This window comes from Billgrantia kenyensis (genome assembly GCF_013697085.1).
In the GTDB taxonomy this organism is placed as follows: domain Bacteria; phylum Pseudomonadota; class Gammaproteobacteria; order Pseudomonadales; family Halomonadaceae; genus Halomonas; species Halomonas kenyensis.
The window spans coordinates 13,238-32,460 of sequence record NZ_JACEFT010000035.1; the positions used below are offsets into that span (position 1 = coordinate 13,238).

Below are 19,223 nucleotides of genomic sequence, written 5' to 3' on the forward strand. Positions count from 1 at the left end.
TCCAAAGTAGAGCTTTTCGGCGTTGCATTGGTCAACTTATGCTTTAGTTGGATCCATTGGTGATTTCGAAAGGACAGCAAGGGTGGTGATCGAGTGAGCGACAGCGACAAGAGCGTGGTGAGCCGGTTGCGCAAGCTGATCGGTGAGGGCTTCTATCCGCCGGGTGAACGTATCGGCGAGGTGGCGGTGGCGGAGCAACTGGGGGTCTCGCGCACCCCGGTGCGCCTGGCCTTCCGCACCCTGGAGCAGGAGGGGCTGCTGCAGCGGGCCGGCAAGCGCGGCTTCATGGTGCGGGAGTTCACCGAGGCGGATGTGCTTTGCGCGGTGGAGGTGCGCGGGGTGCTGGAGGGGCTGGCGGCGCGCCGCCTGGCGGAGCAGGGGCTGAGCCCGGCGCTGGCCGAGGAGCTGACGGTTTGGATCCAAAAGGGGCGGGAACTGCTGGCCAAGGGTTATCTGGAGGAACGCGACGTCGACGTCTGGAGCGAGCTCAATCGGCGCTTCCACGAGACCATCGTCGGCTCGGCCGGCAGCCCGGTGATCGGCGATGCCATCGCGCGCAACAATCATCTGCCGTTTGCCGCCGCAGACTCCATCGTCATCGACAGCGAGGCGCTCGACCGCGAGTACCGCAAGCTGCAGCTGGCCCAGACCCAGCACGAGCTAGTGTTCCAGGCGCTGCGCCACGGCGAGGGTGCCCGCGCCGAAATGCTGATGCGCGAGCACGCCTTCATTGGCCTGCGCTACGGCGAGCTATGGGGGCTGGGGTAAATCGCCGGCTGGTTCGAGATGCCAAAAGTCCAATAAAAATTATCGATAGTCCTTATAAATAAGAAGAGAGGCGCTGTTTGCGCCTCAGAGGCAACGAAAAATCCAAGCGGCATAGACTAATGTCGATTATCGGTAGGGGCAGCGGTGGGGTAGCTTAGTCGATAAGCCGAACGTGTGTTCGTGTTGCGAACAAAACGCTGAAATCGACTACAACGACCCCTGGAGGCACCCCATGAATCGTGTCCTGACCCGCTGTCTGCTGGCGGCTTCCATTGCCGGGCTCACTGCCGCTTCCGCGGCCCAGGCTTCCACCACCCTGCGCATGTCGCATTTCTGGCCGGACGGTTCCGGCATCAATCAGGAGATCTTCCAGGCCTGGGCCGATGCCGTGCAGGAAACTTCCGGGGGCGAGCTTACGATCGAGAACTATCCGTCCCAGACCTTGACCCGCGCCGACCAGGCCTACCAGGGTGCGGTCAACGGCATTTCCGACATCGCCATTACCGCCCAGGGCTACACCGCGGGCCGCTTCCCGCTGTCGCAGATCGTCGAGCTGCCGGGGGTTTCCGATACCGCCAGCCAGGGCGCCTGCATCCTGCAGACCCTCTACGACGACGGCCATATCGCCAGCGAGTACGACGACACCAAGGTGCTGTTCATGTTCACCACGGGGCCGGGTTACCTGCACACCGTGGACAACGACATCCAGTCCCCTGCCGACCTTTCCGGCCTGCGTATCCGCCGCCCCACCGCCGTGGCCGGCGAGATGCTTGAGCAGCTTGGCGCCCAGCCGGTCGGCATGCCGGCGCCGGACATCTATACCTCGCTGCAGCGCGGCGTGATCGACGGCCTGAGCTTCCCCTGGGAGGGCATGAAGGTCTTCCGCCTCAACGAGTTGGCCAACTACCACACCCAGGTGCCGTTCTACTCGCTGATCTTCGTCGCCACCATGAACCAGCGTAGCTTCGACAGCCTGAGCGACGAGCAGCAGGCGGCCATCGAGGCCAACATGGGCATGCAGTGGAGCGAAGTGGCCGGCGGCGTGTTCGATGGTCTGGACGAGGCGGGCAAGCAGGAAGCCGAGGAAGCCGGGCACACCATCCGCGTGATCGACAATCCGCTCGAGCACGACGACTGGGCCGGTCCGCTTCAGGCGGGTATCGAGAACTACCTGAGCGAGCTCGAAGGCCGCGGCCTGGACAATGCTCGTGAGGTCTACGAAGCCGCCATGGCGGCGCGCGAGGCCTGCTCGGTCGAGCAGAGCTGAGCCGGGAGCCTGTGATGCAATTCTTGTTGTTCGCAAGTCGACAACTGGCACGCCTCTGTCTGCTGGTGGCGGGGCTGGCACTGCTCGCACTCATGAGCGTGACCATCCTCGACGTGCTGCTGCGCATGGTGTTTCGCCTCTCCGGTGGGGCGCTCAACTGGAGCGTGACCGGTAGCGTGGAGCTGGTGCGTTACCTGCTGATGTTCTCTCTGCTAGCGGCCATGGCCGCCAGCGTGGAGCGCAGCCAGGTGGTGGTAGAGGCCTTCTCCCACGGCCTCTCTCCGCTGATCAAGGAACGCCTGGGTGGCCTCTTCCTGTTTGGCTTCGTGGTGCTGGGAGCGGTGATGGCAGTTGGCCTGTGGCAGGAGGCTGGCATTGCCGCTCAGCGCGGCCAGGTGACCCAGGACCTGAGGATTCCCATGGGACCGATCTACCAGTTCGGCGCCGTGCTGTGTGCGCTGCTGGCGCTGCGCAGCCTGTTGCATGGCGTCTTGGGTGCCTTCTTCGCCACCGAAGGGGGAGGTGTCCATCATGAGTAGCGAGATGATCGGTGGCATCGGCCTGATTGGCCTGCTGGTATTGCTGATTCTGCGGGTGCCGGTGGCGCTGGCGATGCTGATCGTCGGCGTGGTGGGGTTCGCCCAGGTGATCTCCTGGGGCGCGGCACTCTCCATGGTCAAGTCGGTGCCGGTGGACGTGCTCTCCAGCTACAGCTTCAGTGCCATCCCCATGTTCATCTTCATGGGGGTGCTGGCCGCCCACTCCGGCATGGCGGGCATGCTGTTCAATTCGACGCGCACCATCTGCGGCGGCTGGAAGGGCGGGATGGCGATTGCCACGGTGGGCTCCTGCGGGGTCTTCTCGGCCATCTCCGGCTCGTCGCTGGCCACCGCCAGCACCATGACCCGGGTGGCTCTTCCCGAGATGGAGAAGCACGGCTACAAGCGCTCGCTGGCCACCGGCACGCTGGCCGCCGGCGGCACCCTGGGCATCATGATCCCGCCCAGCATCGCGCTGCTGATCTATGCCGTGATCACCGAGCAGTCCGTCGGCGACATGTTCGCCGCGGGGATCATCCCGGGCCTGATGGGGCTGGTGTTCTACGCCCTGACGGTCAGCGTGGTGATGCGCCTCTGGCCCGACATGGCGGTACCCGGTGAGCGGACCTCGCTGAGCGAGAAGCTGCGCTCGATCTCCGGCCTGCTGCCGTTCTTCGCCGTGTTCGTGATCATCATTGCCGGCATCTACCAAGGCATGTTCACGCCCACCGAGGGAGCCAGCGTGGGTGCCTTTGCCACCCTGCTCTATGCCTTCTACAAGGGCATGCGCCTGGCCGGGCTGTGGCAGAGTGTGCGGGAGACCCTGGCGCTCTCGGCGGTGGTGTTCTTCATGCTGGTGGGGGCCGAGACGCTGGGCTACTTCATCTCGGTATCGCGGATCTCCTTTACCATCAGTACCTTCCTCGGCGGGTTGGACGTGCCGACCATCGTCATTCTGCTGCTGATCCTGCTGCTCTACTTCGTGCTCGGCATGTTCATGGACTCCATCGCCATGCTGGTAATCACGGTGCCGGTGGTGTTCCCGATCATCACCATGCTCGGCATCGATCCGGTGTGGTTCGGCATTCTCACCGTGCTGACGGTGGAGCTGGGGCTGGTAACGCCACCGGTGGGCATGAACGTGTTCGTGATCAAGGCGATGGCGCCCCATGTGGGGCTGGGTGAGATCTACCGCGGCGTGACGCCCTTCATCGTCGCCGACCTCCTGCGTCTGGCGCTGTTGATCGCCTTCCCGGTGCTGTCGCTATGGATGCTCTAGCCTCGCCTCTCTGATCTCTTGCCCCGGTTCAGCCTGGCTGACCGGGGCTTTTTTATTCAGGTGAGGCTTCGGTGTGCTGGCGCAGGCGGAAGTCCCGCGGCGAGAGCCCGGTATTGCGCTTGAAGAAGCGGGTGAAGTAGGCCGGTTCGGAGAAGCCGAGGCTGTCGGCGATCTGGCTGATGGTCATGTTGGTGTAGGTGAGCTGACGCTTGGCCTCCAGCAGCAGGCGCTCGTGGAGCAGCTGCAGCGCACTGCGATTCGCCAGGCGGCGGCACAAGGCGTTGAGGTGAGCGCTGCTCATGCCGAGCCACTCGGCAAACTGCTCGACGCTGGGCTGATGACGGTACTGCGCCTCGATCAGTGTCTGGTACTGGGCGAGGTGCTCATGGCCCCGGTCGCGGCTCCGCGGCTCCGCGGTGGCGGGGCCATGTGGCTCGGCCAGGCGAGCGAGCTCCACGCACAACGCCTGTACCAGGGCACCGAGCATGCGGTCGCGGCCCGGTGCGGGCCGGCGGTACTCGGCATCGATCTGCGCTACCAGCGTGGCCAGGCGGTCTGCCTGAGCCGTCGGTTCCAGCGGGAAATAGTTGGCCTGGCGGAGTGCCTTGGCCTGCTCCTCGAGCTGCTGGCCGAGCTGTTCGGCCAGCGGCTGGGCCAGGGTGACGATATGGCCTTCGATATCCTGTGAGAAGCGAAAGCCGTGAATGCTCATGGCCGGCACCACGATGGCCAGCGGCCCCTGCAGGGCGTGCTGGGTGCCCTCCAGCTCCAGCTCGACCCGACCGCTGGCGATGTGCAGCACGTGCACCAGATCGGCATGCCGGTGGGGGCGGATGTGCCAATCGTGCAGCCGGCTGCGCTCGGGGATCGATTCGCAGTGCAGCAGGTCGGGCGTCGGCCAGGGGTGGGTTTCGCCGTAGAGCTTGAATACGGGCACCGAGGCCTGGGGTGAGTTCGACATGGGATTACCTGCACGACTAAAGTCGATAAAGAATGTGCGAAAAGTCCAATTATTGATCTTTATCTTGCCTTAATAGCCGCGCCATTTCATTGAAAAATGCAACTCATGTGTCGCCCCTGACAATAACGAGGCTTTTTTCATGAAGACCCAGGTAGCCATCATCGGTGCCGGCCCCTCCGGGCTGCTGCTCGGCCAGCTGCTGAGCCGCCAAGGCATCGACAACGTGATCCTCGAACGCAAGAGCGGCGAGTATGTGCTCAGCCGCATTCGCGCCGGCGTGCTGGAGCAGGGCATGGTCGACCTGCTGCGCGAAGCGGACGTCGATGCACGCATGAACGCGGAGGGCCTGCCTCACGACGGCGTCGAGCTGGCCTTTGACAACCGCCGCGTACGCATCGATCTTGCCGGGCTGACCGGCGGCAAGACGGTGATGGTCTACGGCCAGACGGAAGTGACCTGCGACCTGATGGAAGCCCGCGAGGCCAGCGGCGGCACGACGATCTATGAGGCCGATAACGTGCAGCCGCACGACCTCGAAAGCGATGCTCCCTACGTCACCTTCGAGAAGAACGGCGAGACCGTACGTCTCGACTGCGACTACGTGGCCGGCTGCGACGGCTTCCACGGCGTGTCGCGTCAGTCGATTCCCAAGGATCGCATCAAGGAGTTCGAGAAGATCTACCCGTTCGGCTGGCTGGGCCTGCTGGCCGATACGCCACCGGTCTCCGACGAGCTGATCTACGCCCGCCACGAGCGCGGCTTCGCCCTGTGCAGCATGCGCTCGCCGACCCGCAGCCGCTACTACGTGCAGGTGCCCCTCGACGAGAAGGTCGAGGACTGGTCCGACGAGCGCTTCTGGGAGGAGCTCAAGCGGCGCTTGCCCGAGGAGGTGGCAGCCAAGCTGGTTACCGGGCCTGCGTTGGAGAAGAGCATCGCACCGCTGCGCAGCTTCGTGGTCGAGCCCATGCAGTACGGCAGGCTGTTCCTGGTGGGTGACGCCGCCCACATCGTGCCCCCCACAGGCGCCAAGGGGCTCAATCTCGCCGCCAGCGACGTCAACACGCTCTACCGGCTGATGGTGAAGGTGTACCAGGAGGGCCGCACCGACCTGATCCCCAACTATTCGCAGACCTGCCTGAAGCGTATCTGGAAGGCCGAGCGTTTCTCCTGGTGGATGACCTCGCTGCTGCACAAGTTCTCCGACGAGGAGGACTTCGAGACCCGCATGCAGCAGGCCGAACTGGACTACCTCACGTCTTCGGAGGCCGGCCTCAAGACCATCGCCGAGAACTACGTCGGGCTGCCCTACGAGTCGCTCGAATAGCGCCTCTTTCGTGCCAGGCTCCAAGAGCTTCATCCGAGGCAGCCTGATCGGCATTGGGCGCTGAACTTGGGGCTTTGCCTATTACCGCTCGTCCCGATGGACTACTTTTCGAATAGCGCCAAGAAACGGCGTAACCGAACCACGAGGGGGGAGCGATGGAGCCGAGGGCGTACAAAGCGATAGATATCAACCAGAAGCTCAGCCTTGTCGATGAGCAGTGGTCGCCAAGAGTCGTGGCAGAGATGAACGACTACCAGTTCAAGGTCGTGAAGCTCGAGGGAGAGTTCGTCTGGCACGACCACCCTGACACCGACGAAACCTTTATCGTCATCAAGGGCAATTTGCGCATCGACTTTCGCGACGGTGCGGTGCATCTGGCGGCGGGTCAGATGTTCGTCGTTCCCAAGGGAGTGGAGCATAAGCCATATGCCGAGGAGGAAGTGGAAGTGATGCTGATCGAGCCGCGCGGGGTTCTCAATACCGGTAATGCGGGAGGCGAGCGCACTGCCTTGAACGACGTCTGGGTTTGACTGACCAGCCGGGCGCCGAAAAGGGCGGCAAACGGGTAATCAAGGATAGGGACATGGGGCTTGAGTGCGATGGAGTCACCGCAGACGTCATCGTGGTAGGAGCGGGATTGGCTGGGCTTTCCGCCGCACGTGAGCTGGAAGCCGCGGGGCTGAGCTGCCAGGTGCTGGAGGCACAGGAAACTCCCGGTGGGCGAGTCCGTTCGTCAGTGGGAGAGAATGGCCGCCCGATGGAAGACGGGGCTCAGTTCCTGAACCGGGACATGTCGGCCCTCGTCGAGCTGGTACATGAGGCCGGACTGGAGCTGGTGGCGGGCGGAGCGGAAGGGGAGACGGCAGGGCTCGGTTCACGGGGCTTTTTCGAGGCAGATACCTGGCTGAACGAACTGAGTGACGCCTGGCCCGGCCTGGTCTCGTCGGCGGGTTTACGCAGCGGCCGCCCGGATCGAACCGTCACGGAGCTGATCCGCAAGGTCACGGGTGACCCCAACGGGCTCGCTCTCATGCAGAGCTCGCTTTGCGAACTGCTGTGCCATGCACCCAGCGAACTCAGCGCCCAGGCGGTACTGGAAATTTTCGCAAGATACGATTCGCAGCGAGAGGACGGTGAGTACCAGGTAGCAGGTTCGCTCGACACCCTCGTTGCCTGTCTTGCCGAAGGCCTTTCTCGCGCTCCTCGTTACGATACGGCCGTGACGAGAGTGGCAGAAGACGAAAAAGGTGGCTTCGGTGTCATCACCCCAGGAGGCGTCCATCGTGCTGCTGGCGTCATCCTGGCGGTGCCGCCGCTGGCCGCTCGTGAAATCGAACTGCCCCAGCCGTTGGCCGATGAGCTCCGCCCCGCCCTGGAGAGTTTCGTCCCCGGTGCCATGGTCAAGACCACTCTCGTGTATCGCCGTGCTTTCTGGCGTCAGCCATCCGGTTGGGGTAGACAAGCGCCGCTCAGCGAAATCGTTTGCCTCGAGCCAGTGGGCACGACGCTGATGGATACCACCAAGCCAGGGGAGGAGTCGGCGCGCTTGACCCTCTTCACCGGCGGGCAGCGTGCGCGCGATCTGGCACTGGCAGGGCGGGCCGAGCGGCGTGCATATGCGATAGAGATGCTCGCCGGGATTTTCGGTGGGGATGAGGCAGGCCAACCCCTCGATTTCGCCGATGCCGTCTGGGTGCAGCATCCCTGGTGTGGCGGCGGATACAACGCGCATGTTCGCTTCGGAGGACTGCCGGATGCTGTCGAACGGCTGCGCCAGGTAGAAGGAGAGCTGCAGTTCGCCTGCTCGGAGATCGCCGAGCGGTTTCCAGGCTACATGGAGGGGGCGTTGGGTGCCGGCAAGAGCGCTGCAGCTCGCTTGATCCGAGCCCTGTGAAACGGGAGCCCGGTGAGGCTCGAAAACTTAGCTTACTTATTAATTTTTCCTTATGCTGTGATCAACGCGCATCCTCAAGGAGACGGGATCATGGCAACCGACATCACCACGACACGGCGAGAGGGCGGCATAGAGCTGCTCGGAATCAGCTGTCCCGAGCGGCGCAACATCCTGGACGAAGCGAGCTACACGCGATTGATCGAAGCGCTCGATGTCGCTGAGGCGGATGCCGAGGTCAAGGTGCTTGTCATCACCGGCAGCGAGAACTGCTTCACCGCCGGCAACGACCTGAACGACTACAAGGCGCTGGGCGATGCCGAAAGCGTGCCGGCCATCGCCTTCTTGCGCCGCCTGCGCGCCTTTCCCAAGCCCGTGGTGGCCGCCGCCGAAGGGTTGGCGCTGGGGCTCGGCTCGTCGATCCTTCTGCACTGCGACTTCGCCTACGCCGGCCATTCGACCCGCTTCTGCCTACCTTTCGTCAACTTCGCCCTGACGCCGCTGGGGGCCACCACTTACCTGCTGCCGCGCCTGGTCGGCAGCAAGGCCACCACGGCGATGCTGATGCTGGGCCAGCCGTTCACCGCGGCCCGTGCCAATGAGTTGGGGTTGATCACCGACGTCGCTCCTGACGGCAAGGCGCTGATGCAGGCCCTCGACTGTGCCGAGCGACTGGTGGCCAAGCCTACCGAGGCGTTGCTCGCCATCAAGGTGCTACTGCGTGAGGGTGAGGACGAGGCCGTCGAAGGTGCTTTTGCCAGGGAGGAGCGACGGTTGCTCGAGCGCTGTGGCTCGCCGGAGGCCCAGGGCGCCATCGAGGCGTTCTTTGCCCGCAAGCGTGGCCGCTGAGCCATGCTGCGCAGCCTGATCTACGATGCACTGATCCTGAGACTGACGTCCCGTTGGTACGCCGCGGTGCTCGAGCGGCTGCCCGAGGAGGCGACGTTGCTGGACGTCGGGATCGGCACGGCCGGGGCGCTGGCGGCCAACGCTGAGGTGGTGAGGCGCAAGGGGCTGCGTATCACCGGCATCGATATCGATGCCGACTACATCGAGCGTGCCCGGCGCCGGTTGGAGGAGGAGTCGCTCTGCGCCCATGCCGAGGTGCGCCTCGAATCCATCTACGATCACGACGGTGGGCCCTACGACGCGGCCTATTTCTCGGCCAGCCTGATGCTGCTGCCGGAGCCCGAGCGGGCGCTTCGCCACTGCGCGGCGTTGCTGCGCCCGAGGGGACGGCTCTATTTCACCCAGACCATTCAGCTGCAGCCCTCCCGCGGGATGGAGTGGCTCAAGCCCATGCTCAAGCGGCTCACCAGTATCGACTTCGGCCGGGTGACCTATGAGGACGCCTTCAAGGCCCAGCTCGATGCTGCCGGCCTGCGGCTGGAGGAGTTCACGGTGCTGTCGCGAAACGGCGGTCGGGCATCGTGCCTGGCGGTGGTGACGACAGCACGTCGGTCTTGAACCAGACTGCAAGGGATTGAGTGGCAAGGAGGCGTTATGCGCAAGGCCAGGAAGGCCCTCACCGACAATCCGATGCTGGTCGTGACGGCGCTCCTGATTGTTGGGGCACTGCTTGAATACGTGCTGCACGAGCCCAGACTGGCCATGAGCCCGGGAATGGCAACGTTCCTGGGCCTGGCACTCATCTCCTATCTATTGCATGAAGGCTACTTGCCGAACGAGATTCGCATGCCCGGGCTCGGGTTCTCGATTTCGGTCAAGTCAGGGCCGGGCTCCGGCGGGAGCAGGCGGCGGGAGACCGTCAGGGATGAGGTGTTCGGACTCGACCTGGCGGGCGAGGCGCGGGAGAGCGGTTCCAACGACGACGGGTATTGGTATCGCTTCAAGAGCGGGCTGCAGGTGGCTCGCTCGCATGTCGTGTTGAGGGAAACCCGTGAGTGGGTCGAGTTTCCCCGACCGTTCTCGTCCAGGCCGACGGTCGTCGTCAGTGGTGCCGATTTTGAGCGCGACTCCATTACCTGCGAAGGCTTCACGATGTGTCGCCTCACCAAGGCCGAAGACCCCCAAGAGGCCTACTACCTGACGCTTGGCGAGTGTGGTGAAAACTGACACCCCGGCCCGCTACGGATAGCGCCCGCTGTGGCGGTTCTCAAGCAGCACCTCAAGGATGGCGTTGGCTTCCTGCATGACCGGCGAGGGCGCTTCGCCCCTGCGCCGGCTGCAGATCACCGGAGAGGTGAGGTTCGGGTCGGCGAGGTAGACGTAGACGATACCGTCGCGCTGCACGCGCTTGACTTGCTCCGGCACCAGGGTGATACCGATCTCCGAGGCGACCAGTGCCAGCGCCGTCTGCAGCTCGTTGGCTTCATGGGCCACGCTGATCTTGAGGCCGCGGCGGCGAAACAGCCCCAGCGTCGTGTCGGCAAAACTCGGGCGTGGCTGGGCCGGGAACAGCACCAGAGGGTACTCGGCGAGCTGGTCCAGGGTCGGCTTGGTATCGGCCAGCGGGTGGCCTTCGGGCAGTGCCGCCAGTAGCGGCTCGTCGAACAGATTCTGCTGCTCCACGTCGGGATCGTCGATGCGCAACCGCCCGAAGCCCAAATCGATGCGCCCGCTCTTGAGTGCCTTCACCTGCTGCACCGTGGTCAACTCGGCCAGCACCAGCTCGACGTCATCCTTTTGTCGTAGTTCCCGCACCAGCAGCGGAAGCTGTCCGTAGAACATCGACGGCACGAAGCCGATGCCGAATATCACGCGCTTGCTGCGGGCCATGCGCTGAGTTGCGGCAACGGTGGTATCGACCTTCTCCAGTATCTGCAAGGTATGTTCATGGAAAAACTGGCCCGCTGGTGTCAGGCGCAGCCCTCGGGCGCTGCGCTCGAACAGCTTGGCGCCGATCTCGTTCTCCAATTGCTTGATCTGGCGAGATAAAGGCGGCTGTGCCATGTGCAGCCTGGCGGCCGCTCGGGTCAGATTGAGCTCCTCCGCGACCATGCAGAAGTAGCGTAGATGTCTCAACTCCATGATACCTCCAGGGTATGGCCCCTGACCTAAACGATATTGGCTCGGCTGCGCCGTGGCAATCAGACTGCCACGGTATCGAAACATCGAACCGCCGGAGCGCGCATGTCACCTGTCATCGAGTCAATCGAAACGCTGCTGGTCGATCTGCCGACCATCCGCCCCCACAAGCTCTCCATGACCACCATGGCCTGCCAGACGCTGGTCATCGTGCGTCTGCTTGACTCCGACGGCGTCGAGGGGCTGGGCGAGGGCACCACCATCGGCGGGCTCGCCTATGGCCCGGAGAGCCCCGAGAGCATCAAGCGCAATATCGACACCTACCTGGCACCGCTGCTGATCGGCCAGCCGGCGGGCGCCGTTGCCGACCTGCGTGCCCGCCTCGACCGCCACGTTCGCGGCAACGCCATCGCCAAATCGGCGCTGGAGACCGCGCTGCTCGACGCCCAGGGCAAGCGCCTCGGCCTGCCCATGGCCGAGCTGCTCGGCGGTGCACGCCACGACCACCTGCCGGTGCTGTGGACCCTGGCCAGCGGCGATACCGCCCGCGATATCGACGAGGCCTTCCAGCGCCTGGAACAGCGCCGCCACTGCGACTTCAAGCTCAAGATCGGTGCCAATGCCGTGGACGACGACGTGCGCCACGTAGCCGCGATCAAGGCGGCGCTGGGCGAGCGGGCCAGCGTGCGCGTCGACATCAATCAGGCCTGGGACGAAAGCACCGCCGTGCGAGGCATCGCCGCGCTGCAGGCCGCCGGCATCGAGCTGATCGAGCAGCCGATCTCCGCCCGCGAACATGCCGGCCTGGTGCGCCTGGCCAAGCGCTTCGAGGTGCCGATGCTGGCCGACGAGGCGGTGGCCGACGCCCGCGATGGCTTCGCCCTGGCTGCGGCCGGTTTCAGCGGTGCCTATGCGCTGAAGATCGCCAAGGCCGGCGGCCCGCGCGGCGCCCTGGCGCTGGCCGAGGTGGCCCAGGCGTCGGGTATCGGGCTCTACGGCGGCACCCTGCTGGAGAGCAGCATCGGCACCGCTGCCTCGCTGCATGCCTGGGCCACGCTGCCCGAGCTGGGCTGGGGCAGCGAAATGTTCGGCCCGCTGCTGCTCAAGGACGACATCGTTGCCGAGCCGCTGGCCTACGGCGAATTCGGCGTCGAGCTGCCGCAAGGCCCGGGGCTCGGAGTCACCCTGGATGAAGACAAACTGGCGCATTACGTCCGCCGTTGAGGAGAAACGCATGCTTTTCCAAGTGGAAATGACCGTCAAGCTGCCGCCAGCGATGCCGACCGACGAGGCTGCCGCGATCAAGGCGCGCGAGAAGGAGTACGCCCAGGAGCTGCAGCGTCAGGGCAAGTGGCGCCATTTATGGCGGGTCGCCGGTAGCTACGCCAACGTCAGCATTTTCGACGTGCGCGACAACGCCGAGTTGCAGGAGCTGGTCGCGGGCCTGCCGCTCTTCCCGTGGATGGAGATCAGCGTCAAGCCGCTGTGCCGCCATCCGTCATCCATACGCGACGATGACAGCTGATCGAGCAGTACGCCAGCCCCGCGGGGCACCCAACGACAACGAGGATAGACCCATGACCGTGAAGATCCATGACACCCCCGACGTGCAGAACTTTCTCAAGGCCGTGGCTGGCTTCGACCAGCAGGGCGGCAGCCACCGCGGCAAGCAGATCCTGCATCGTCTGCTCTCCGACGAGTACACCTGGGACGACTTCGCCTTCGCCACCCGTGAAGAGCTGGTGGTCGACGCCACCCGCATCGAAGAAGCCGCCGAGGCCGCCAAGCATGGGCTCGAAGCGCCCTTCACCGAGGTGGTGTTCGATGTCGAGTTGGCGCCCACCGCCGACCCCGAGCAACAGAGCCGCCACAAGCGCCCGCGGGCGCTGGAAGACAGGGCGGCACCGGCCAAGCGCGAGTCCGTCGAGGCCTGATCGACGACGCTTTTTTCGCAAGACACCAGACGATATGAAGCACTCTCCCCGCCGGCATCCGCTGGAGGGCAAGGGAGAGTTTCGACCCTGAAAAGCACAGTGAAGAGCTGCTGCCTTGCTGGCGGCTCTCTCCGGGATGAGCCTGTTGGCTCCAGCTTGGTCGTTCGGGGAGGCCTCAGATCCTGTACCAGCCTAGGCGGAGCCAGGGCGGCGTATTGCCACCAATACAGACCATGAATTGCCGCGGTAGGGAGCAGCCAGTTCCTGCGGCAGCACGCTTGCCGCCTACGCCCCCCATGACCTTTGGTGGGTGTGTGCAAGCCCCATAACCAGGAGCCCAACATGAATTCAGCCGAAATTAGCGCGTCGCCTGCTGACACTACCGTCACCGACTTCAAGCCTCTTTCCCTAGTCGCAGGCACGCTGATCGCCCTGGCCACCTACACGCTTTTGCCCAATAGTCTCGACCTCGATGCCCGCATTGTGGCGGGAATCGCCATGCTGATGGCGGTATGGTGGATGACCGAGGCGATACCGATTCCCGTAACCTCGCTGCTACCGCTGGTACTCTTTCCCTTCTTCGGTATCGCTACCGTAGGGGCAGCAGCCTCACCCTATGCGCACTCCATCGTCTTTCTGGTACTGGGGGGTGTGCTGCTGGGTCTGGCAACCCAGCGTTGGAATCTGCACCGGCGCTTCGCGCTGATGACGGTGCTTCTTGTCGGCACGCGGCCAGCCCAGATCGTTTTTGGCCTGATGGCGGCTAGTTGGTTCATCACCATGTGGGTCAGCAACACTGCCACGGCAGTGATCATGATGCCCATTGGCGGTTCCATCATCGCGTTGGTGAAGTCGCTGGGCAATGGCGAGGCGACACCCAAGTTCTCCGCAGCGGTGCTGGTCGGCATCGCCTATGCGATCACCATTGGCTCCATGGCGACCCTGATCGGCCAGCCACCCATGGCGCTGATGCGTGCCTACCTGGAGGATTCCCACGGTATCGTCATCGGCTTCGGACACTGGATGTTGATGGGCCTGCCATTCTCCTTCGCCATGCTGCTGCTGGCCTGGTGGGTGCTTAACAAGCTGGTGTTCCGTGCCGAGGTGAGGGACATCCAGGGTGGCCGGGCGATGATCGAGTCGGAGCTCAACGCGATGGGGCGTCTGACGCCCGAGGAGCGTCGGGTGTTGATGGTCTTCGCCGGAGCGGTGTTCTGCTGGGTGTTTCTGCCGCTGTTGGCGCGGGTGCCAGCCATTGCCACGACTTTGCCCTGGCTGACCAATATAAACGACACCAGCGTCGCGATTCTGGCGGCTATCCTGATGTTCGTCATTCCCGCATCACGCGGGCAGGGGGCTCTGCTGGAGTGGTCAGCGACCCGTGAAGTGCCGTGGGGTGTGTTGATCCTGTTCGGCGGTGGCCTGACCCTCTCGGCTCAGTTCACCGCCACCGGGCTGAGTGCCTGGATCGGCGAGAGCGTCTCGGGTCTGGCGGGGTTGCCGCCACTGCTGGTGCTGGTGGTCACCGCCCTAGTCATCATCCTGCTTACTGAGCTGACCAGCAACACCGCCACGGCTGCCGCCTTCTTCCCGATCATGGGAGCCATCGCCACGGGGCTCGGCATCGATCCGCTATTGATGACCATCGTGGTCACCTTCGCCGTCAGCTGCGCCTTTATGCTGCCGGTGGCCACGCCCTCCAACGCGGTGGCCTTTGCCACGGGCGACCTACCGATCGGCCACATGATCCGCGCCGGAATCTGGATGAACCTGATCGGCTTGTTGGTGGTCGTGGCAGCGCTCTATACCATCACCCCGCTGGTATTTGGGGTCGGGTTATAAGTCGCGCTTTGGGTCGGCATGGCTGGCCGAGCACTGTCGTCCGCTACTTACCAGGTAGCGGACGATGGGGTATGTCTTGCTGTATCCGACTGCTGGAAGTTGCCCACCTTGGCGAATTCGGCCAATGTCGAGGTATGAGTGCCGAACATCGGCCGGCAATCGCAGCACGAGCGTGGCTCCCATGTCTGATTCAGTGGTTCCCCAATACTCGGCGTGGAATCCCGGCCTCGAGGCCGACCTGCCCAGGCACTACCAGGCCCTGGAAACCATTCATCGTGCTGAGAACGTCTCTACCCGCCTGAGCGAGATCCCCGAGCTGAGAGCCCTCACCGGCCTCGAAGAGGAGGAGCTGGTGGCGTTTCGCGCCGAGCGTCTGGTACTGCACGAGCTGATCGTGCGGGTGACCGCCGATATCCGAGTGGCCGAGGGGGAAGAGGAGGAGGTGTTGGGGCGCAACTTCCGCCGCATCACCCTGCAGATCCTCAGCGGCTACCTGCTGCCCCACATGCCGGCGTTGCGCCAGGCTTTCGACGAGCTCTACATGACGATCCAGGCCAGGGTGGGGGAGGTCCTGGAAAAGGCTTTTACTGCCGAGCTGGAGGCGGTCGAGCCCGAGCCTGTCTCGCTGCTGGCGCGCTGGCTGGGCAGGGGCCCGGCCCCACAGCGGCAGGTGGATAGGCGCACCCTGGAGGAGCGCCACCATGACGCCATCCAGGGCGTCAAGCAGCGGGGGCTGGCCGCCCAGGACGAACTCGAGCAGGCCATCTACAAGAGCGCCTACCGTGTCATGAGCTCGATTGCGTCTGTCCAGGGCCATATCGGGGTGGATCGAGAGGTGCTGACGCGGCTGATCTCCCGTCACGCCTGCAACGACTATGGCAGCCGTGAGATCGGCAACCTGCTGACGCCGCACGTCGAACGGGCCATCGAGCAGGAGGGCTACGGCAGGGTTCCGCTTGCTGCCGAGCCGATTTTGATCAGCCTGAAGGGCGCCTCGGCGGCGGGTAAGAGCTCCCTGCGTCATCTGCTGAGACATACGCTGGAGGACCTGGGCATTCCGCCGGAGCAGTACGGCACCATTACGCCCGATATCTGGCGCCGCCTGCTGCTCGACTACGAGACCCTGGGTGAGGCCTACAAGTACGCCGGTCGCCTGGCGGGCAAGGAGGTCAAGCTGATCGACGCCAAGCTGGACCGCTACATCCGCGACAAGGCGCAGCGGGACCGCACCATTCCCAACCTGCTGATCGACCGCTTTCGCTTCGACAGCTTCTCCTCCGATACGGTGCCGCGACTGCTGGATGGCACCTATGCCAAGTACGTCTCCACCATGCACATGTACTTCGTCATCACCCCACCGGAGGCCACGGTGGAGCGGGGCTGGCTGCGCGGGCTGGAGCGCGGACGCTACAAGGCGGTGTCGGACTTCCTGGGGCACTGCGTGGAGGCCTACGACGGCATGCCCAGGGTGTTCTTCAAGTGGATGGACAGCCCGCGGCCGCGCTTCAAGTATGTGTTCCTCGACAACAGCGTGCCCAGGCACACCCCGCCGGAGGTCGTTGCCCATGGCACCCGCGAGGTGCTGCACGTGCTGGACCCCTTGGGCCTGGTCAACCTCGACCGCTACAAGAAGATCGACACTGCGGCCACCTGCCCGGAGGAGGTCTATCCTGCCGACGACTCCCTGTCCGTGGCCGCCAACTGCATCTTCCTCAAGCAGTGCCTCGCCAAGATACCGGAGGTCCGCTTCGCTGACCGCGCCAGCGGCAGGGTCTACCTGAGAACCACCGCGGGTCGCTTCACGGTGGAGGACGCCGCGCTGCTGCGCGCCAAGCGACAGGAGCCGGAGCTGGCGGCGCTGTTTGCAGAGTTGAGAGTGCCCCAGGGCTAACCATCCCTCACGCATCGGCTTCGCTGGCAGAAACCCATGAGCGCTGATACCAGATGGGATGTGTGCCGTTGCTTGATACTTTTTCTATGGATTCTTCGGACGAATAATGGCATTACTACCTCAGCGACAGCGGGAGAGTCCGGTCCGTCCATGGCGGCACCGGCGCCGAAGGAGCAACTGCCCCGGAAACTCTCAGGCCACCGGACCGCTTCGCATCACTGATTCCGAAGAGCGGCCGACGACAGCGCCTGTCGGCACACCGAAGGAGCAAGCGGGCGTTACGCGCGTGAATCTCTCAGGTTCCATGACGGATGGGGTGCTCGCTGCCTGATGGCGGCGGGTTCCATCTGACGCGCCTGGAGAAATGCAATGCAACGTATCGCCGTCATCGGAGGGGGCATCACGGGTGTCACCGCCGCCTATGCCCTGGTCAAGCGTGGCCTGGACGTCACCCTCTACGAACGCTCCCGCTATGCCGCCATGGAAACCTCCTTTGCCAACGGCGGGCAGCTCTCGGCCTCCAATGCCGAAGTCTGGACTCACTGGCCCACTGTACTCAAGGGGCTGCGCTGGATGCTGTGCCCCGACGCCCCGCTGCTGGTCAACCCCAGGCCTACCTGGCACAAGCTGAGCTGGTTCGCCGAGTTCATCGCCGCCATTCCGCGCTATGCCGACAACACCGCGGAGACGGCGCGCCTGGCCATCGCCGCCCGCGACTACCTCTATCGCTGGGCCCGCGACGAAGACATCGAGTTCGACCTCGAACAGCGCGGCATCCTGCATATCTACCGCGACCGGGCGAGCTTCGAGCATGCGGCCAGCGTCAGCCGGCTGCTGGCCAGGGGCGGGCTCGAGCGCCGTGCGGTGACCCCCGAGGAGATGCGCACCATCGAGCCCAGCCTGGCCGGCGACTACTACGGTGGCTATTTCACCGAGAGCGATGCCACGGGCGACATTCACAAGTTCACCCAGGGCCTGGCCACCGCCGCCGAGCGCCGCGGCGCGACCCTGCGCTTCGGCGAGCAGGTGCGCGACGTGCAGGCCGACGCCGCGGGCGCTGAGGTGATCACCGAGTTCGAACACGAGAGCTACGACGGCGTGGTGGTGTGCGCCGGGGTCGCCAGCCGCCACCTGGCGGCGCGGCTGGGTGACCGCCTCAACGTCTATCCGGTCAAGGGCTACTCGATCACCGTGCACCTGGACGACCCCGACTCGCGGCAGGCGGCCCCCATGGTCAGCCTGCTGGACGACGAGGCCAAGCTGGTCACCAGCCGCCTGGGGGCGGATCGCTTTCGCGTTGCCGGCACCGCCGAGTTCAACGGCATCGACCGCGACATTCGTCACGACCGCATTCGCCCGCTGGTCGACTGGGTCGAGCAGTGCTTCCCCGGGGTCAGCACGCGCCGGGTGGTGCCCTGGGCGGGCCTGCGCCCCATGCTCCCCGACATGATGCCGCGGGTGGGGAGAGGGCGGCAGCCCCGGGTGTTCTACAACACCGGACACGGCCACCTGGGCTGGACCCTGTCGGCGATCACCGCCGAGCTGGTGGCCGACGCCGTTACCCTGGCCAGCTCGGAGCAGGCGCAGCCTGGCCTGGCTCGATAGCCTTTCACTCTGGCTCCCGCAATGGGGGCCATTCCGGGCCTGCGCCAGACTGGCCGGCCCGGATCCTTTTCCGAGCGACCTGGCGTGTCAGAGCACTCCCTTGGCCTTGGCGGTATGCGTGGCGATGGCGTCCATCAGCGGCGGCGAGAGGCAGTCGTAGGGCGGCAGGCCGAGCTCCTGTAGCCGTGAGCGTACCGCGCCCATGTTTTCCGGATCGGCGCCGGACTCGATGATCGACGAGACGAAAGCGGCGAATTCGGGGCCGGCCCAGCCCTCGTCGTGGGAGAGCTCGGTGTGGATGAAGTCCAGCCCGTGGAAGGGGTGGCCGGTGTTCTCGATGCGGCCGTACATGTGCACGCCGCAGCCGGTGCAGGCATGGCGCTGGATGGCCGCGGCCGGGTCGACCACCTTGAGCTTCTCCTCGTGGGAGCTGACCCTCAGCTTGTCGCGGGGCACCACGGCCACCATCGAGAACAGGGCGCCCTCGGGTTTCCAGCACTTGGTGCAGCCGCAGACGTGGTTGTGGGCGCACTGGGCGTCGATCGTCACCTCGACCCGATCGCTGCCGCAGTGGCAGTGGAGCTTGCCGCCGGTGAAGCTGTCGCTGCCGCGCTTGACGCCGTCGTCCACGGCGGGATGGATGTGAACGTTATGGTGGCTCATGGTGGGTTGACTCCCCTGTGTTGTCGTTTTGTCGGGGGGGCTCGCCGCGGGTGGCGGCGTTCGGGGCGTGCTCTGTGTTGCGGCGGCGGGCTTGCCGCCGAACCAGCGCTGGATGATGTCCATCAGGCTCATGCTGCCTCCTTGTCCCTTGGACGCGTATCGCGTTCGTTGCTCTTGTGTGCGATGTTCAATAATGCAGTACCGTGCGGATGCTCTTGCCCGCGTGCAGCAGCTCGAACGCCTCGTTGATCTGCTCGAACGGCATGTCGTG

The 19,223-nt window shown here is 64.6% G+C and carries 19 protein-coding genes and 1 riboswitch; of the genes, 16 read left to right on the forward strand and 3 right to left on the reverse strand.

Going from position 1 to position 19,223, the window contains the following annotated elements; genetic code table 11:
* Positions 1-93 precede the first annotated feature (93 nt).
* The 4 genes from H1D44_RS18405 (at position 94) to H1D44_RS18420 (ending at position 3,853) form a co-directional block, all read left to right on the forward strand.
* Entirely contained in the window at positions 94-768 is a 675-nt protein-coding gene (locus tag H1D44_RS18405) for an FCD domain-containing protein (protein WP_181516721.1), read from the forward strand.
* A gap of 232 nt (positions 769-1,000) precedes the next feature.
* A complete protein-coding gene (locus H1D44_RS18410; protein WP_181516723.1) occupies positions 1,001-2,035 on the forward strand; it encodes a TRAP transporter substrate-binding protein in 1,035 nt (344 codons plus the stop codon).
* Between the two features lie 14 nt (positions 2,036-2,049).
* Positions 2,050-2,574, forward strand: a complete 525-nt coding sequence (locus H1D44_RS18415) for a TRAP transporter small permease (RefSeq protein ID WP_181516725.1) — start codon at positions 2,050-2,052, stop codon at positions 2,572-2,574.
* On the forward strand, positions 2,567-3,853 hold the full coding sequence (locus H1D44_RS18420) for a TRAP transporter large permease (RefSeq protein WP_181516727.1): 1,287 nt from the start codon (positions 2,567-2,569) through the stop codon (positions 3,851-3,853). The genes H1D44_RS18415 and H1D44_RS18420 overlap by 8 nt, the downstream gene beginning before the upstream one ends.
* 52 nt (positions 3,854-3,905) lie before the next feature.
* Here the strand turns inward: H1D44_RS18420 and H1D44_RS18425 are convergent, their stop codons facing one another.
* Positions 3,906-4,814 (reverse strand): helix-turn-helix domain-containing protein, encoded by a 909-nt coding sequence (locus H1D44_RS18425; protein ID WP_181516729.1) that lies wholly within the window; start codon positions 4,812-4,814, stop codon positions 3,906-3,908.
* Positions 4,815-4,953: 139 nt separating this feature from the next.
* Here H1D44_RS18425 and pobA point away from each other — a divergent pair, with 139 nt between their 5' ends.
* From pobA to H1D44_RS18455, 6 genes are all read left to right on the forward strand, one after another.
* Positions 4,954-6,138 (forward strand): 4-hydroxybenzoate 3-monooxygenase, encoded by a 1,185-nt coding sequence (gene pobA / locus H1D44_RS18430; protein ID WP_181516731.1) that lies wholly within the window; start codon positions 4,954-4,956, stop codon positions 6,136-6,138.
* 155 nt (positions 6,139-6,293) lie between these two features.
* Entirely contained in the window at positions 6,294-6,668 is a 375-nt protein-coding gene (locus H1D44_RS18435; protein ID WP_181516733.1) for a cupin domain-containing protein, read from the forward strand.
* A gap of 53 nt (positions 6,669-6,721) precedes the next feature.
* Positions 6,722-8,032, forward strand: coding sequence for a flavin monoamine oxidase family protein (locus H1D44_RS18440; RefSeq protein WP_181516735.1), 1,311 nt, complete (start codon positions 6,722-6,724; stop codon positions 8,030-8,032).
* A gap of 90 nt (positions 8,033-8,122) precedes the next feature.
* The gene (locus H1D44_RS18445) at positions 8,123-8,878 is read left to right on the forward strand and encodes an enoyl-CoA hydratase/isomerase family protein (RefSeq protein ID WP_181516737.1); all 756 of its coding nucleotides are present in this window, start codon (positions 8,123-8,125) and stop codon (positions 8,876-8,878) included.
* 3 nt (positions 8,879-8,881) lie between these two features.
* A complete protein-coding gene (locus H1D44_RS18450) occupies positions 8,882-9,496 on the forward strand; it encodes a class I SAM-dependent methyltransferase (RefSeq protein WP_181516739.1) in 615 nt (204 codons plus the stop codon).
* 36 nt (positions 9,497-9,532) lie between these two features.
* On the forward strand, positions 9,533-10,105 hold the full coding sequence (locus H1D44_RS18455) for a hypothetical protein (protein WP_181516741.1): 573 nt from the start codon (positions 9,533-9,535) through the stop codon (positions 10,103-10,105).
* Positions 10,106-10,117: 12 nt separating this feature from the next.
* Here the strand turns inward: H1D44_RS18455 and H1D44_RS18460 are convergent, their stop codons facing one another.
* Positions 10,118-11,020, reverse strand: coding sequence for a LysR family transcriptional regulator (locus tag H1D44_RS18460; protein ID WP_181516742.1), 903 nt, complete (start codon positions 11,018-11,020; stop codon positions 10,118-10,120).
* 102 nt (positions 11,021-11,122) lie between these two features.
* Between H1D44_RS18460 and H1D44_RS18465 the strand changes: the two genes are divergently transcribed.
* The 6 genes from H1D44_RS18465 to H1D44_RS18490 all read left to right on the forward strand — a co-directional run bounded on the left by H1D44_RS18465 (position 11,123) and on the right by H1D44_RS18490 (position 18,289).
* On the forward strand, positions 11,123-12,241 hold the full coding sequence (locus tag H1D44_RS18465) for a muconate cycloisomerase family protein (protein WP_181516745.1): 1,119 nt from the start codon (positions 11,123-11,125) through the stop codon (positions 12,239-12,241).
* Positions 12,242-12,251: 10 nt separating this feature from the next.
* On the forward strand, positions 12,252-12,542 hold the full coding sequence (gene catC, locus H1D44_RS18470; RefSeq protein ID WP_181516747.1) for a muconolactone Delta-isomerase: 291 nt from the start codon (positions 12,252-12,254) through the stop codon (positions 12,540-12,542).
* A gap of 52 nt (positions 12,543-12,594) precedes the next feature.
* Positions 12,595-12,951, forward strand: coding sequence for a hypothetical protein (locus H1D44_RS18475; RefSeq protein WP_238984559.1), 357 nt, complete (start codon positions 12,595-12,597; stop codon positions 12,949-12,951).
* Positions 12,952-13,293: 342 nt separating this feature from the next.
* Positions 13,294-14,793: an SLC13 family permease gene (locus H1D44_RS18480; protein ID WP_181516749.1), complete on the forward strand. Its 1,500-nt coding sequence runs from the start codon at positions 13,294-13,296 to the stop codon at positions 14,791-14,793.
* Between the two features lie 181 nt (positions 14,794-14,974).
* Positions 14,975-16,684, forward strand: coding sequence for a DEAD/DEAH box helicase family protein (locus tag H1D44_RS18485; protein WP_181516751.1), 1,710 nt, complete (start codon positions 14,975-14,977; stop codon positions 16,682-16,684).
* 120 nt (positions 16,685-16,804) lie between these two features.
* Positions 16,805-16,902, forward strand: a riboswitch (glycine riboswitch).
* 151 nt (positions 16,903-17,053) lie between these two features.
* Positions 17,054-18,289: a D-amino acid dehydrogenase gene (locus tag H1D44_RS18490; RefSeq protein ID WP_181516753.1), complete on the forward strand. Its 1,236-nt coding sequence runs from the start codon at positions 17,054-17,056 to the stop codon at positions 18,287-18,289.
* Positions 18,290-18,376: 87 nt separating this feature from the next.
* On the opposite strand, the gene gfa is transcribed toward H1D44_RS18490, so the two are convergent.
* A complete protein-coding gene (gene gfa, locus H1D44_RS18495; protein WP_238984558.1) occupies positions 18,377-19,084 on the reverse strand; it encodes an S-(hydroxymethyl)glutathione synthase in 708 nt (235 codons plus the stop codon).
* Between the last annotated feature and the right edge of the window lie 139 nt (positions 19,085-19,223).

Coding starts and splice junctions, on each gene's coding strand:
- catC (WP_181516747.1), top strand. CDS start 12,252: ATGCTTTTCCAAGTGGAAATGACCGTCAAGCTGCCGCCAGCGATGCCG.
- H1D44_RS18450 (WP_181516739.1), top strand. CDS start 8,882: ATGCTGCGCAGCCTGATCTACGATGCACTGATCCTGAGACTGACGTCC.
- H1D44_RS18415 (WP_181516725.1), top strand. CDS start 2,050: ATGCAATTCTTGTTGTTCGCAAGTCGACAACTGGCACGCCTCTGTCTG.
- pobA (WP_181516731.1), top strand. CDS start 4,954: ATGAAGACCCAGGTAGCCATCATCGGTGCCGGCCCCTCCGGGCTGCTG.
- H1D44_RS18440 (WP_181516735.1), top strand. CDS start 6,722: ATGGGGCTTGAGTGCGATGGAGTCACCGCAGACGTCATCGTGGTAGGA.
- H1D44_RS18455 (WP_181516741.1), top strand. CDS start 9,533: ATGCGCAAGGCCAGGAAGGCCCTCACCGACAATCCGATGCTGGTCGTG.
- H1D44_RS18475 (WP_238984559.1), top strand. CDS start 12,595: ATGACCGTGAAGATCCATGACACCCCCGACGTGCAGAACTTTCTCAAG.
- H1D44_RS18465 (WP_181516745.1), top strand. CDS start 11,123: ATGTCACCTGTCATCGAGTCAATCGAAACGCTGCTGGTCGATCTGCCG.
- H1D44_RS18490 (WP_181516753.1), top strand. CDS start 17,054: ATGCAACGTATCGCCGTCATCGGAGGGGGCATCACGGGTGTCACCGCC.
- H1D44_RS18410 (WP_181516723.1), top strand. CDS start 1,001: ATGAATCGTGTCCTGACCCGCTGTCTGCTGGCGGCTTCCATTGCCGGG.
- H1D44_RS18460 (WP_181516742.1), bottom strand. CDS start 11,020: ATGGAGTTGAGACATCTACGCTACTTCTGCATGGTCGCGGAGGAGCTC.
- H1D44_RS18435 (WP_181516733.1), top strand. CDS start 6,294: ATGGAGCCGAGGGCGTACAAAGCGATAGATATCAACCAGAAGCTCAGC.
- H1D44_RS18445 (WP_181516737.1), top strand. CDS start 8,123: ATGGCAACCGACATCACCACGACACGGCGAGAGGGCGGCATAGAGCTG.
- H1D44_RS18485 (WP_181516751.1), top strand. CDS start 14,975: ATGTCTGATTCAGTGGTTCCCCAATACTCGGCGTGGAATCCCGGCCTC.
- H1D44_RS18425 (WP_181516729.1), bottom strand. CDS start 4,814: ATGTCGAACTCACCCCAGGCCTCGGTGCCCGTATTCAAGCTCTACGGC.
- H1D44_RS18420 (WP_181516727.1), top strand. CDS start 2,567: ATGAGTAGCGAGATGATCGGTGGCATCGGCCTGATTGGCCTGCTGGTA.
- H1D44_RS18480 (WP_181516749.1), top strand. CDS start 13,294: ATGAATTCAGCCGAAATTAGCGCGTCGCCTGCTGACACTACCGTCACC.
- gfa (WP_238984558.1), bottom strand. CDS start 19,084: ATGAGCCTGATGGACATCATCCAGCGCTGGTTCGGCGGCAAGCCCGCC.